The sequence below is a fragment of the Bradyrhizobium sp. USDA 3650 genome (assembly GCF_054057395.1).
This window is the reverse complement of the sequence record NZ_JBSRZG010000001.1, coordinates 5,363,785-5,378,246: the sequence shown is the minus strand read 5'-3', so window position 1 is coordinate 5,378,246 and position 14,462 is coordinate 5,363,785. Positions and strand designations below refer to the sequence as shown.

Genomic DNA, 14,462 nt, shown 5'->3' with positions numbered 1-14,462 from the left:
CCCCTCACCCCAACCCTCTCCCCGTAAGAACGGGGCGAGGGAGCGCACCGTCGCTCCCCCTCACTTGAACAGCGGCGTGCCCGGCACGAAGGCGTCGAAGGCTGCCCAGAATTGGGAGCGGTAGCGGTCCTGCTCCTGGAGGATCTCGTGCTTGGCGCCGGCGATCACGAGATGGGAGCCGGCGCGCAAATGATAGGCGAACTCCTCGATCGCCGCGATCGAGACCACGGTATCGCTGGAGGCCGCCAGCATCAGGATCGGCTGACGGATCTCGGACGGGTAGTTTTTGCCCCTGAAGGTGTTCATCGCGCGGAAGGCGGTATCGGCCCAGGCGACCGTCGGTGACGCGAGCCCGAGGGTCGGATCCTCCTCAAGGATCGCGGCATTGCGCGCATAGCGCACGGGATCGCTGGTCAGCGGATTGTTGATGAAGGGATTAAGCCCGGTGATCTGGTCGGTGCCGCCGGGGACATAGCGGCCGCCCATCCCCAACACGCGCATCGTCTTCAGCAGAGCCCGCGCCGGAAACGAGGTGGCGCGGCCGGGCAGGTCGATCATCGGCGCCGACAGCACCATGCGGTCGAACCAGCGCTTGCCCGCATGCGCCACCCGCAGCATCACCGTGCCGCCCATCGAGTGGGCGAGCGCGAAGAAGGGCGGCGGGCAATCCGGCAGCACCACCTGCTGCACGAAGGTCTCGACGTCGATCTCGAAATCCGCGAAGTCGCGGACATAGCCCTTGCGTGGATCGCGCAGGCGACGCGAGGAGTGGCCCTGCCCGCGCCAGTCGATCATCGCCACCGCAAAGCCGCGGTCACGCAAATCGCGCACGGTCTCGAAATATTTCTCGATCTGCTCGCTGCGTCCGGTGAAGACGCAGACGGTGCCCTTGCGGTTCGCCGGCGGCGCCCAGCGCGCAAAGCGCAGCTCGACGCCATCGGGGGTTTTGATGGTGCCGCTGACGACGTCTTCGGGAACGGGATTGGATGGTATCGAGACCAGCGTCATGATGGGGAGGGCTTGGGCACGAAGTGCTGCAAATCAGGGGGCGGGAGCGCCGAAAAGGCTAAGTATCCGCCCTCTTGAACGCCGTTCTCCTCAACCCATATCACCTTGGTGCAGGCCGCTACCAGTGTTTCGGAACCGGAACATCAGGCTGCACACAGACGAAAGCCCGGCCCGATTGGCGGGCGGGTTACTCAAACAGTCGCTCAATGGAGGACTTGACCATGCGTACCTACGACCTCACCCCCTTCTACCGTTCCACCGTCGGCTTCGACCGCCTCTTCAACCTGCTCGACCAGGCCGGTTCGGACGGCAGCCCCGGTTATCCCCCCTACAACATCGAGCGCACCGGCGAGAACGACTACCGCATCACCGTTGCGGTCTCGGGCTTTGCCAAGGATGAGCTCTCCATCGTCGCGAAGGAAAACACGCTGACGATCAAGGGTGAGAAAGTCGCCAACGAGAACTCGAAGGCCGAAGTGCTGTACCGCGGCATCGCCGCGCGTGCCTTCGAGCGCGCCTTCCAGCTTGCCGACTTCGTGCAAGTGAAGAACGCCTCGCTCGAGAACGGGCTGCTTCACGTCGACCTCGTCCGTGAGATTCCCGAAGCGAAGAAGCCCCGCCAGATCGCGATCAACACCGGTGCGCAAGGCGCACAGGTGATCGAGAACTCGGTAGCCGCGTAAATCACGTCGGCCACTTCCAGGTTGCGAAAACGCCCCGGTGCCCCGGGGCGTTTTTTTGTTGGGCTCTCCTCGTCCCGGCGAGAGCCGGGGAATCCTGCCGCGAGTTCGATCAATCGTGCGCGGAAGAAATACCGAACGACGGATCTGCCATACCTTGCCTGAGGATGGTCTCGGCCGTCGCCGGGACGTCACCGATTGCTGAACGGCCGTGCTGGACTGTTGCGCCGCATCACAGAGCGGTGAATTGGCGTAACGCCGTCGGCCCGCGCGTCGTCCTTTGGCTATCGCACCCAAAACAAGACGGAGAACGATCATGACTTTCTGGCGCAGCTTTTTCGTCGCCGCGAGCCTGCTGGCGGCCCCGCTCACGCTCGCTCATGCGCAGACGCCGCAGACCGTCAAGGCCAAGAACGTCGTGCTGGTGCACGGCGCCTGGGCCGACGGCTCAAGCTGGTCGGAAGTGATCCTGATCCTCCAGGCCGCCGGCCTCAACGTAACTGCCGTGCAAAATCCGTTGTCGTCGCTTGCGGACTCCGTCGAGGCGACCAAGCGCGTGCTGGCCGAACAGGATGGCCCGACCGTGCTGGTCGCGCATTCCTGGGGCGGCACCGTGATCAGCCAGGTCGGCACCGACCCGAAGGTCAGCGGCCTCGTCTATGTCGCCGCACGGGCGCCCGATGCCAACGAGGATTTCGTCGCGCTGTCGAAGCAGTTTCCGGCGGGACCGGCACGCGCCGGCGTCGTCGAGCGCGACGGCTACACAAAACTCTCGGAAGACGCCTTCCTGAAGTATTTTGCCAATGGCGTGAGGCCGGAGCAGGCCAAGCAGCTCTACGCCGTGCAATGGCCGACCGCCGCCTCGATCTTCGCCGGTCGCACCACCGAGGCAGCATGGCACTCCAAGCCGAGCTGGTACGCGGTGTCGAAGAACGACTACACCATCAATCCCGATCTCGAACGCTTCCTCGCCAAGCGCATGAACGCAACCACGATCGAACTCGATGCCGGCCACCTCTCGCTGGTGTCGCATCCGAAGGAGGTGGCGAATTTGATCCTGGAAGCGGCGGGGTATGGCCGGAGCTGAGCGGCGGTTGTCATAGTGCAAGGGCGCCTGAGTGCTCAGGCGCCTTTGCTTTTGTTCCACTCTCTCCCCAACGTCGTCCTGGCGAAGGCCAGGACCCATTGCCCCAGGGAGGAGTTTGGCGAAAATTCGGAGTTCGGTACTCCCGCGTCATTCAAATGATGCACCTCGCGGTATGGCTCCTGGCCTTCGCCAGGACGACACCGTTGGTGTGATGCGGGCCATCGCATCAAACGCCCGCGCTTAGTCCAGCCCCTGTGCCGCCGGCATCTCCTGCGTAGGCAGGATCGTCGCGGCAGGCTTGACCTGACCCACAGTTGGCGCGGCGGCTTGCGGTGCGACCTCAGCGGGCTTGGACGGCACGGCGGCCGCGGTCTGCGTCACAGGCTGTGCCTGCGGCGCCTGGGCCTGCGGCGTCGCAGGCTCGGCCGGCTTGGCGGCGACGACCGGGGCCTCACGCGGCGGAGCCGCCTTGGGCAGCGGCACGGAGCGGCTGGCGACATGCGGGATCGGAGCCGGTGGGCGGGGCGGGCCACTGCGGACCATGGTCGGCGGCGGCAGCGCACTTTGCGGGCGGTAAGGTGCAACCGCAGGCTGCTCGTAGCCCGGTGCCATGCCGTAGGCGTCGGCAGCCGGCATGAAGCGCAAGATCCTTCCGTCGCGGGCATCGATCACGAGCCGGCCGTCCTCGCCGCGGCGGTCGATCACCGCGATGGTGTAGACACCGCCGCGCAGGCGCGGGATGCCCAGTGGAGAGAAGCCGTTCTCGCGCAGCACCGCGTAGACCTCGGTCGATGGCAGCAGCACCGGAGCCGGCCCACGCTCTTCGTAGCCATAGCCGTAGCGCGGCGGCGGCGGCGCTGCCTCCGGTGGCGCATAGGGTCCGTCGAAATCCGAGACTGCGATCATCGCCCCTCGCGCTGGAACTTGCGCTTGAGCGGCGGTCGCGGCCAGCGCCAGCGCGGCGGCAGCCATCCATCCTGTGAAAAACTTCATGATCGAGACGCTCCTGTCAGGCCCCCGGATGGATCGCGCTCTTTCGCTTCTTGCGGCGTGGCGCGGCTTCCGAAGGGTTGATCCGAAGCTTCATTGGGGATTCCGGCGTCGGCGGGGCCGGATCAGGGCGCGTTTGCTTCAAAAGCGGGGCCGCGCAACTTTTGGAAAGCGATTGATTGATCTATGGGGAATCGGGACTTGCGCGCGCTTGTGTGATAGACAAAAATTTGGCAAGGTGACGGTTAGGACAGGAAGACTGTCTCAATTTTGCTTGCGGTTCCGGCATAGGGATTGCAACGAAAGTCGGTGCTTTCGAGCGCCAAGAAGGCAACAGGCAAAGCCGTTCTCGGGGACGAAGAACGCCTTGGCCTGAATTTAAGAAAATGCGGCTCGCAAGCGGACGAGCGGTGACCCAGAAGCGGGTGCCGCGGGACGCCCAAGGTGCGCCGAAGATGGCGGTGAGGCAGCTTGCCGCATGGAGAGGACGAGAACATGAACGGGTCGCAAGTCGAGCGCGGAAACATCGTGGCAGAACAACTGTCGGCGACGGTCGCCTCGAAAACGACCGATCCGATTCAGGAACACAATTCACGGCCGCCGGCCGTAGGTCTCTACGATCCGAGCCTGGAAAAAGATTCCTGCGGCGTCGGCTTCATCGCCAACATCAAGGGCCAGAAGTCCCACGAGATCGTCGCGGACGCGCTCAGCATCCTCTGCAACCTCGAGCACCGCGGCGCCGTCGGCGCCGACCCGCGCGCCGGTGACGGCGCCGGCATTCTGGTGCAGATCCCGCACGCTTTCTTCAGCCGCAAGGCGAAGGAGCTCGGCTTCGCACTGCCCAATCCCGGCGAATACGCCATCGGCGCGTTGTTCATGCCGCGCGACACCGCCTGGCGCAACGTCATCAAGAGCATCATCGCCGACCAGATCAAGGAAGAGGGCCTGACGCTGCTCGGCTGGCGCGACGTGCCGACCGACAATTCCTCGCTCGGCGTCACCGTGAAGCCGACCGAGCCCGCCTGCATGCAGGTGTTCATCGGCCGCAACGGCACCGCCAAGACCGAGGACGATTTCGAGCGCCGGCTTTACATCCTGCGCAAGTCGATCTCGCAAGCGATCTATCAGCGTCGCGACCGCGGCCTCGCCGGCTATTATCCGTGCTCGATGTCCTGCCGCACCGTGATCTACAAGGGCATGTTCCTCGCCGACCAGCTCGGCAAGTACTATCCCGATCTGCACGAAAAGGACTTCGAGAGCGCGCTGGCGCTCGTTCACCAGCGCTTCTCGACCAACACCTTCCCGGCGTGGTCGCTGGCGCATCCGTACCGCATGATCGCGCATAACGGCGAGATCAACACGCTGCGCGGCAACGTCAACTGGATGGCGGCGCGCCAGGCCTCGGTGAGCTCCGAGCTGTATGGCAAGGACATCAACCGGCTCTGGCCGATCTCCTACGAAGGCCAGTCGGACACCGCCTGCTTCGACAACGCGCTGGAATTCCTGGTGCAGGGCGGCTACTCGCTGCCGCACGCCGTCATGATGATGATTCCGGAGGCGTGGGCCGGCAATCCCTTGATGGATGAGAAGCGCCGCGCCTTTTACGAATATCATGCCGCCCTGATGGAGCCGTGGGACGGCCCCGCTGCGATCGCCTTCACCGACGGCCGCCAGATCGGCGCCACGCTGGACCGCAACGGCCTTCGGCCGGCGCGCTATCTCGTCACCAAGGACGACCGCATCGTGATGGCGTCCGAGATGGGCGTGCTGACGATTCCCGAGGACCAGATCATCACCAAGTGGCGCTTGCAGCCCGGCAAGATGCTGCTGGTCGACCTCGAGCAGGGCCGCCTCATCCCCGACGACGAGATCAAGGCCGAGCTCGCCAGAAGCCATCCCTACACGGAGTGGCTGGAGCGGACCCAGATCGTGCTGGAAGAGCTGCCGAAGGTGCCGACCACCGGCGTGCGCTCCAACCTGTCGCTGCTCGATCGCCAGCAGGCGTTCGGCTACAGCCAGGAAGACATCACCATTCTGATGACGCCGATGGCCTCAACCGGCGAGGAAGCCGCAGGCTCGATGGGCAACGACACGCCGATCTCGGCGCTGTCGGCCAAGGCCAAGCCGCTGTTCACCTACTTCAAGCAGAACTTTGCGCAGGTCACCAACCCGCCGATCGACCCGATCCGCGAGGAGCTGGTGATGAGCCTCGTCTCCATCATCGGACCGCGGCCGAACCTGTTCGACCTGCAAGGGCTTGCCACCACCAAGCGTCTCGAAGCGCGCCAGCCGATTCTGACTGACGCGGACCTCGAAAAGATCCGCTCGATCTCCGAGGTCGCCGAGTCGCACTTCAAGTCGCGCACGCTGGACACCACCTTCCACGCCGGCCTCGGCGCGGCCGGCATGGACCAGGTGCTGGACGAGCTCTGCGCACGCGCCGAGAGCGCAGTGCGCGAGGGCGTCAACATCATCATCCTGTCCGACCGCATGGTCGGCACCGATCGGGTTCCGATCCCGTCGCTGCTGGCCTGCGCCGCCGTGCATCATCATTTGATCCGCACGGGATTGCGCACCTCGGTCGGCCTTGTCGTCGAATCCGGCGAGCCGCGCGAAGTGCATCACTTCGCCTGTCTCGCCGGCTACGGCGCGGAAGCGATCAATCCTTATCTGGCGTTCGAGACCATCATCGCGATGAAGGACCGCCTGCCCGGCTCGCTCGACGACTACGAAATCGTCAAGCGCTATATCAAGTCGATCGGCAAGGGCCTGCTCAAGGTGATGTCCAAGATGGGCATCTCGACCTACCAGTCCTATTGCGGCGCGCAGATCTTTGACGCCATCGGCCTGAAGGCGGAATTCGTCGGAAAATTCTTCGCCGGCACGCATACCCGCGTCGAGGGCGTCGGTCTTGGCGAGATCGCCGAAGAGGCGGTGCGCCGTCATGCCGACGCGTTCGGCGATGCGCTCGTTTACAAGACTTCGCTCGATGTCGGCGGCGAATATGCCTATCGCAGCCGCGGCGAGGACCATGCATGGACCGCCGAGTCGGTGGGGCTGCTGCAGCACGCCGCGCGCGGCAATTCGCTGGAACGCTACCGCGCCTTCGCGAAGATCCTCAACGAGCAGTCGGAGCATCTCCTGACGCTACGCGGCCTGTTCCGGATCAAGAACGCGGACGAAGAGAAGCGCAAGCCGATACCGCTCGACCAGGTCGAGCCGGCCAAGGACATCGTCAAGCGTTTCGCCACCGGCGCGATGAGCTTCGGCTCGATCTCGCGCGAGGCGCACACCACGCTCGCGATCGCCATGAACCGGATCGGCGGCAAGTCGAACACCGGCGAAGGCGGCGAGGAAGCCGACCGTTTCAAGCCGCTGCCGAACGGCGACAGCATGCGCTCGGCAATCAAGCAGGTCGCCTCGGGCCGCTTCGGCGTCACCACGGAGTATCTCGTCAACTCCGACATGATGCAGATCAAGATGGCGCAGGGCGCCAAGCCCGGCGAAGGCGGCCAATTGCCCGGCCACAAGGTCGACGCGACCATCGCCAAGGTCCGGCATTCGACGCCTGGCGTCGGCCTGATCTCGCCGCCGCCGCACCACGACATCTACTCGATCGAGGATCTGGCGCAGCTCATCTACGACCTCAAGAACGTCAACCCGGACGGCGCGGTCTCGGTCAAGCTCGTCTCGGAGATCGGCGTCGGCACGGTGGCGGCGGGCGTCGCCAAGGCGCGCGCCGACCATGTCACCATCGCGGGCTTCGAGGGCGGCACCGGCGCTTCGCCGCTAACCTCGATCAAGCACGCCGGCAGCCCCTGGGAGATCGGCCTCGCCGAAACCCACCAGACGCTGGTGCGAGAGCGGCTGCGCAGCCGCATCGTGGTCCAGGTCGACGGCGGCTTCCGCACCGGCCGTGACGTCGTGATCGGCGCGCTGCTCGGCGCCGACGAGTTCGGCTTCGCCACCGCGCCCTTGATCGCGGCCGGCTGCATCATGATGCGCAAGTGCCATCTCAACACCTGCCCGGTCGGCGTCGCGACCCAGGACCCCGTCCTGCGCAAGCGCTTCACCGGCCAGCCCGAGCATGTGATCAACTACTTCTTCTTCGTCGCCGAGGAGGTCCGCGAGCTCATGGCCTCGCTCGGCTTCCGCAGCTTCAACGAGATGATCGGCCAGGTGCAGCTGCTCGACCAGACCAAGCTGGTCGCGCACTGGAAGGCCAAGGGCCTCGACTTCTCGAAGCTGTTCGTCAAGCAGAAGGAAGAGAAGGGCCAGAAGATCTATCACTCCGAGCGCCAGAACCATCATCTGGAAGCGGTGCTCGATCGCACGCTGATCGAGCAGGCGACGCCTGCGCTCGACCGCGGTGCGCCGGTGAAGATCGAGGCCAAGATCAACAGCACCAACCGCTCCGCGGGCGCGATGCTGTCGGGTGCGGTCGCCAAGATCTACGGCCATGCCGGCCTGCCGCATGAGACCATCCATGTCAGCCTCAAGGGTACCGCCGGCCAGGCCTTCGGCGCGTGGCTGGCGCAAGGCGTCACCTTCGAGCTCGAAGGCGAAGCCAACGACTATGTCGGCAAGGGCCTCTCGGGCGGCAAGATCATCGTCAAGCCGCCGGCCAACAGCGGCATCGTGCCGGAAGAGAGCATCATCGTCGGCAACACCGTGATGTACGGCGCCATTCAAGGCGAGTGCTACTTCCGCGGCATCGCCGGCGAGCGTTTTGCCGTGCGCAATTCCGGCGCCGTGGCGGTGGTCGAGGGCGCAGGCGACCATTGCTGCGAATACATGACCGGCGGCATCGTGGTCGTGCTCGGCAAGACCGGGCGCAACTTCGCGGCCGGCATGTCCGGCGGCATCGCCTATGTGCTGGACGAGACCGGCGACTTCGACAGGCTGTGCAACATGGCGATGGTCGAGCTCGAGCCGGTGCTGTCGGAAGAGCTGATCAACGCCGGCACCTATCACCACTCCGGTGACCTCGAGGCGCACGGCCGGGTCGACGTGTTCAAGGACCTGCTCGCCTCCGACGTCGAGCGGTTGCACGTCCTGATCACGCGCCATGCCAAGGCAACCGGCTCCAGGCGTGCCGCCGACATCCTGGCCAACTGGAAGGACTGGCTGCCCAAATTCCGCAAGGTGATGCCGGTCGAATACCGGCGCGCGCTGCGCGAGATGGCCGCCAACGCGGACGCCGAGCCGAAAATCGCGATCGGGGCCTGAGCATCACACCCCGTCATTGCGAGCGTAGCGAAGCAATCCAGACTTTCTCCTCTGATGCGGACTGGATTGCTTCGAAGCTCACGCTCCTCGCAATGACGACGAGAGAGAAACACAACGAATTTAAGCGGCAGGGACTTCGGGTTTAATGGGCAAGATCACGGGTTTTCTCGAAATCGAACGGCATGACCGCAAGTACACCCCGGTCGCCGAGCGCGTGAAGCATTTCCACGAGTTCGTCGTTCCCCTCTCCGAGAAGGAAACGCGCGACCAGGCCGCGCGCTGCATGAACTGCGGCATTCCCTATTGCCACGGCACCGGCTCGGTCGCGCCCGGCACGCCCGGCTGCCCGGTCAACAACCAGATCCCGGACTGGAACGACCTCGTCTATCAGGGCAACTGGGAAGAAGCCTCGCGCAATCTGCACTCGACCAACAATTTCCCGGAGTTCACGGGACGCATCTGTCCAGCGCCGTGTGAAGCCTCCTGCACGCTCAACATCGACGACAACCCCGTCACCATCAAGACCATCGAATGCGCGATCGTCGACCGCGCCTGGGACAATGGCTGGCTGAAGCCGGAAGTGGCGACCGTGAAGACCGGCAAGAAGGTCGCGGTGATCGGCTCGGGTCCGGCCGGCATGGCCTGCGCGCAGCAGCTCGCGCGCGCCGGCCACGACGTGCATCTGTTCGAGAAGTTCGCCAAGGCCGGCGGCCTGCTGCGCTACGGCATCCCCGACTTCAAGATGGAAAAGAACGTCATCGACCGCCGCGTCGCGCAGATGGAAGGCGAAGGCGTCACGTTCCACTACAACAGCCATGTCGGCGTCGACGGCAATGTCGATCCGCGCGAGATGCTCAACGAGTACGACGCCGTGGCGCTGACCGGCGGCGCCGAAGCCCCGCGCGACCTGCCGATCCCCGGCCGCGACCTTGCCGGCATCCACTACGCGATGGACTTCCTGCCGCAGCAGAACCGCCGCGTGTCCGAGGAACCGCTGGGCGGCGTCCAGGAGATTCTGGCCGCCGGCAAGCATGTCGTCGTCATCGGCGGCGGCGACACCGGATCCGACTGCATCGGCACCTCGTTGCGCCAGGGCGCGCTCTCCGTGACCCAGCTCGAGATCATGCCCGCCCCGCCGGAGCACGAGAACAAGGGCCTCACCTGGCCGAACTGGCCGCTCAAGATGCGGACGTCCTCCAGCCAGGCCGAAGGCGCGGTCCGCGAATTCGCCGTGCTGACGCAGAAGTTCACCGGCGAGAACGGCAAGGTGAAGAAGCTGCATTGCGTGCGCGTCGACGACAAGTTCAAGCCGATCGCCGGCACCGAGTTCGAACTCGACGCCGACCTCGTCCTGCTCGCGATGGGCTTCGTCCATCCCGTGCACGAAGGACTGCTCAAGATGCTCTCGGTCGAGCTCGACCCGCGCGGCAACGTCAAGGCCAACACGCTCGACTATCAGACCTCGCGCCCGAACGTGTTCACCGCCGGCGACATGCGCCGCGGCCAATCGCTGGTGGTCTGGGCCATCCGCGAGGGCCGGCTGTGCGCCAGGTCGATCGATACGTTTTTGATGGGGAAGACGGATCTGCCGCGCTGAGTTGGGGCGAGCTGCCACCGCTTAAGGCAGACAAACAATCCGCTGTCGTCCTGGCGAAAGCCAGGACCCATACCGCGGAATCTCTCGATGGTAGACGGCGCTAATCCCGAGCGATCAGTCTTCGCCAAATCACTCCTGGGGTAATGGGTCCTGGCTTTCGCCAGGACGACAGCTGAGGTTTGGCTTCATTAGGAGCCTACGGTCAGGTGCCCGCTAATTCTGCAACCTCACCCCCACCATCACCACCGTCCCCTGCGAGCTTGACCCCGGCTGGTTCGAATCCAGGATGTCGTGGCGCAGCGTGCCCTTGATCCAGATGTTGCGGTTGAGCTTGTAGATCAGATTGCTTTCGAACGAGTAGGTCTTGTCGTTGCGATTCTGGCCCTGGTAGTCGTAGGTGCCGTAGGTGAACTTGCCCACGGCCGTAAGCCAGCGGCGGAAGTCGTGATCGACTTCGGCGGCGTAGGTGTGCACCAGCACGCCGGAGGAGCCGGGGATGGTGGTCTCGGCGATCTGCGTGTCGGTGGCGAATTTCACCGTGGTCAGGCCGCTTGCATTCCAGATCAGCGAGCCCGAGGTCAGGAAGCCCGCGAGCTGGCTGAGGCGCGGATCGACATAGTTGCGCGCGGAATAGCCGACCGAGACCTCGCCGGTGAGGATGCGCGAGAACTCGAAGGACGTGCCGACCTTGGCGTAGCCGCCGTTCGAATCGCGGAAGAAGCCGTTGCGGTCGGCGGCCTGGTCGTGGACGCGGGTGTCGCCCTGGATCTCGACGAACGGCTTCAGGCCCGGCTTCAGCTCGTAGGAGAAGCGCCCCACGCCGCCATACTGGTTGAAGTCGCGGTCATCGTTGCTGAAGGTCGAGCCGTCGGTGAGTTTTGAGTTGGTGTAGGCGGTGCGATCCGCGGTGGCGCCGGCCGCGACCTGGAATCGGTTGAAGGTCTGGTCGAAGCCGACGGTCGTGCCATAGGTCGCGTAAACAGGATATTTCTGCAGGCCGGCCTGCACGTTCGGGCTGCCGGGATTATCGGTGGCGAGCCGCAGGCGCAGCTGCGTGGTCAGCTTGAGATCGCGATTGACGTCGATGCGGCCGTCGATGTGGCCGTTGAAGTCGGGGCGGTCGACCTCGACCGGCGAGGGCGAGGCAAAGCCGTCGATCGTCGCCGGCATGTTGTTGGTGTAGCCCGAGAACGAGCCGCGCAGATCCGCGACCAGCGCGTGGCGCTCCCAATCGGACGCCACGAGCAGGTCGGGCGCAACGACATAGGCCGGCGAGCCGACCGGCTTGTTCAAACGCGCCGGGTTGGTGTCGTAGCCGGTGGAGAGTTCGAGCCCCCCCTTGATCAGGAAGCTGCCGGCATAGTCGCCGACCGCGCCGAACGCATCCTCGTCGAGCTTGAGGCGGCGGCGCAGCGGCTGGCCGGGCACGTTGCCGGCCAGTGCCGGCGGGACCGGTGTCTTGTGCGCGGTCTCGGACGGCGGCGGCGCGATGCGTGGCGGACCGAGCGTTCGCTCCGGCGTTGCCGGCGGCACCGGCGAGCCGGGTCCGACCGGACGCTTCGGCTTCGGCTGTCCGGGATGGAGCTTGGGCTGCTGTCGCTTACGGTTGAGCGAATCGTAGCCGGAGGCGCTGGCGCCATTGGCTGCGGGCAGGCCGTAGATCGGGACCTGGTTGGTCGGATTTTGGTTGTTCGGGGTCTGGCCTGGGCGCGCCGGCGCCTGCTGGCGCTTGCGCAAATCGGCATTGGGATCGGGCAACGTCGGCAGCGCATCCGACGGTGCCTGCGGCACGCCCGCGGTGCGGCGCGTCGGGAGCGTGTCGGGCGAGGCGAAGCCACCGCGGTTGGGACTGAACAGGTCGGGGGTGAGGCTCTGGGCGGCTCCGGGGGCGCTTCCAAGGACCGTCAGCGCAAAGCACGGCAAAGCCGCGCGCAGGAAATGCGCGCGTTTGCTCCGGCTCGTGCCTGGAGACGACCCCACGATGGAAGAACTCCAACGAAATCAAACACTTTCGCGATTGTCCCCACCGATCGGCAGGAACTATCGTTAATGGAGTTAAAACAATTATGGTTAACGACCGGTTGAGGGCTGGGGAGCCCTCGTCGCCTCGAAGGCCCTGGCGTGCTAAGCAGACGCCAACGGGCAAACACCCCTCCTCCCTGGACCAGAACATGCCGAGTTCGAAACCGCTGATGACCCAATCATCCGGCCCCATTCCCGACAGTGTCGAATCCGCACTCCGCACCCTGGAAACGGAAAGCGGCGGCATCAACGCGCTCGCCGCCGCCCTGCGCGGCCCGCTTGGCGCGAGCTTCGCCAAGGCGGTCGATCTGATCCGCAACGCAAAGGGCCGCGTCATCGTCACCGGGCTCGGCAAGTCGGGTCATATGGGCCGCAAGATCGCGGCAACGCTGGCCTCGACCGGCACGCCCGCCTTCTTCGTCCACGCTGCCGAAGCCGGTCATGGCGACCTCGGCATGATCACGCCCGACGATGTCATCATGGCGCTGTCCTGGTCCGGCGAGCAGCCGGAGATGAAGACGCTGGTGAACTATTCGGCCCGGTTCGCCATTCCCATGATCGCGGTGACGTCGAACGCGGCGTCCTCGCTGGGACAAGCCGCCGACATCGTGATCGAGCTGCCGAAGGCGCGCGAGGCCTGCCCGCACAATCTGGCGCCGACCACCTCGACCCTGATGCAGGCCGCGATCGGCGATGCCATCGCGATCGCGCTGCTCGAAGGCCGCGGCTTCACCGCGCTGGAGTTCGCGCATTTCCACCCCGGCGGCAAGTTAGGGGCGATGCTGAAATTCGTCCGCGACTACATGCGCACGGGTGCGGAGATCCCGGTCAAGCCGCTCGGCACCAAGATGTCGGACGCGGTGATGGAGATGTCGGCCAAGGGTCTCGGCTGCGTCTGCATCGTCAACGATGCGGTCGAGGCCGTCGGCATCATCACCGATGGCGATTTGCGCCGCCAGATGCGGCCGGACCTGCTGGCGGCGTCGGTCGACGACATCATGACCAGGCAGCCAAAGACCGTGCCGCCCTCGATGCTCGCCACCGAGATGATCGAGGTGCTGAACACCCGCAAGATCACGACGCTGGTCGTGACCGAGGCGGACAAGGTGGTGGGCATTGTGCATCTGCACGATCTGCTGCGGGCGGGCGTGGCGTAGCGCCGCCCTTCTCCTCCGTCATTGCGAGCGCAGCGAAGCAATCCAGACTGTCACCGCGGAAGCATCCTGGATTGCTTCGTCGCAAGAGCTCCTCGCAATGACGGCGGTTAGAGCGGCGCTGGAAACCGCGCCGCCGTTTCTTCCAGCGGAAGCCGTAGCCCGTTCGCCAGATACGACACCGTGCGGTAGAAGCCGCAGAGCAGCATGATCTCCAGGATCTGCGCCTCGTCGTAATGCGCCGACAGCGCGGCGAACTCGGCGTCGTCAAAGGTCGCGCGGTGATGCAGCGCGTCGACGGCGGCGATCAGCGCCTGCTCGGCCGGGGACCAGCACGACGACGCCGCATCGCCCTGCACGGTCGCCCGCACCTCCGCCGCGCTGAACCCCGCCGGCGCGGCGAAGATCGCGACATGCACGCCCCATTCATATTCGCATTTGTTCAGCGCGCAGGTACGGTCGATCACGATCTCGCGCTGGCGCAACGACAGCGGGCCGGGATCGAGCAGGCCGCCGGCGCGAAACTTGTCCCAGGCGCGGGTGTGGCCCGCCATCATCCGGAACAGCAGCAGCGGCGGCGCACCGCGCATGATGCGGTCGAACTGCGCCTGGATCTCTGGGGGATAAGGCGGGGTGAGCGGGGCAATACGCGGTGTGGCCTGGGACATCGGCCGCCTCTCTTGCTACATTTATTG

At 65.2% G+C, this 14,462-nt stretch carries 9 protein-coding genes; 5 read left to right on the top strand and 4 right to left on the bottom strand.

Going from position 1 to position 14,462, the window contains the following annotated elements:
• Window positions 1-60: 60 nt before the first annotated feature.
• Complete coding sequence (locus ACVIN2_RS25175; protein WP_456767618.1) at window positions 61-1,008, bottom strand: alpha/beta fold hydrolase; 948 nt, start codon at window positions 1,006-1,008, stop codon at window positions 61-63.
• A gap of 221 nt (window positions 1,009-1,229) precedes the next feature.
• Here ACVIN2_RS25175 and ACVIN2_RS25170 point away from each other — a divergent pair, with 221 nt between their 5' ends.
• Window positions 1,230-1,691 carry an Hsp20 family protein gene (locus ACVIN2_RS25170; RefSeq protein ID WP_007597127.1) on the top strand — a complete coding sequence of 154 codons (462 nt, stop codon included), beginning with the start codon at window positions 1,230-1,232 and terminating at the stop codon, window positions 1,689-1,691.
• Between the two features lie 313 nt (window positions 1,692-2,004).
• Complete coding sequence (locus ACVIN2_RS25165) at window positions 2,005-2,775, top strand: alpha/beta fold hydrolase (protein WP_456767617.1); 771 nt, start codon at window positions 2,005-2,007, stop codon at window positions 2,773-2,775.
• Window positions 2,776-3,015: 240 nt separating this feature from the next.
• Here ACVIN2_RS25165 and ACVIN2_RS25160 read toward each other — a convergent pair whose 3' ends face one another.
• Window positions 3,016-3,768: a hypothetical protein gene (locus ACVIN2_RS25160; RefSeq protein WP_456767616.1), complete on the bottom strand. Its 753-nt coding sequence runs from the start codon at window positions 3,766-3,768 to the stop codon at window positions 3,016-3,018.
• A gap of 492 nt (window positions 3,769-4,260) precedes the next feature.
• On the opposite strand from ACVIN2_RS25160, the gene gltB reads away from it, so the two are divergent.
• Both gltB and ACVIN2_RS25150 read left to right on the top strand, forming a co-directional pair.
• The gene (gene gltB, locus ACVIN2_RS25155) at window positions 4,261-8,994 is read left to right on the top strand and encodes a glutamate synthase large subunit (RefSeq protein ID WP_456767615.1); all 4,734 of its coding nucleotides are present in this window, start codon (window positions 4,261-4,263) and stop codon (window positions 8,992-8,994) included.
• Between the two features lie 145 nt (window positions 8,995-9,139).
• Window positions 9,140-10,591, top strand: coding sequence for a glutamate synthase subunit beta (locus ACVIN2_RS25150; RefSeq protein WP_456767614.1), 1,452 nt, complete (start codon window positions 9,140-9,142; stop codon window positions 10,589-10,591).
• A 213-nt stretch (window positions 10,592-10,804) separates the two neighbouring features.
• Here ACVIN2_RS25150 and ACVIN2_RS25145 read toward each other — a convergent pair whose 3' ends face one another.
• Window positions 10,805-12,571, bottom strand: coding sequence for an outer membrane beta-barrel protein (locus ACVIN2_RS25145; protein WP_456767613.1), 1,767 nt, complete (start codon window positions 12,569-12,571; stop codon window positions 10,805-10,807).
• 191 nt (window positions 12,572-12,762) lie between these two features.
• On the opposite strand from ACVIN2_RS25145, the gene ACVIN2_RS25140 reads away from it, so the two are divergent.
• Window positions 12,763-13,770 (top strand): KpsF/GutQ family sugar-phosphate isomerase, encoded by a 1,008-nt coding sequence (locus tag ACVIN2_RS25140; RefSeq protein WP_027565534.1) that lies wholly within the window; start codon window positions 12,763-12,765, stop codon window positions 13,768-13,770.
• A gap of 107 nt (window positions 13,771-13,877) precedes the next feature.
• Here ACVIN2_RS25140 and ACVIN2_RS25135 read toward each other — a convergent pair whose 3' ends face one another.
• The gene (locus ACVIN2_RS25135) at window positions 13,878-14,435 is read right to left on the bottom strand and encodes a carboxymuconolactone decarboxylase family protein (RefSeq protein WP_456767612.1); all 558 of its coding nucleotides are present in this window, start codon (window positions 14,433-14,435) and stop codon (window positions 13,878-13,880) included.
• Window positions 14,436-14,462: the final 27 nt, after the last annotated feature.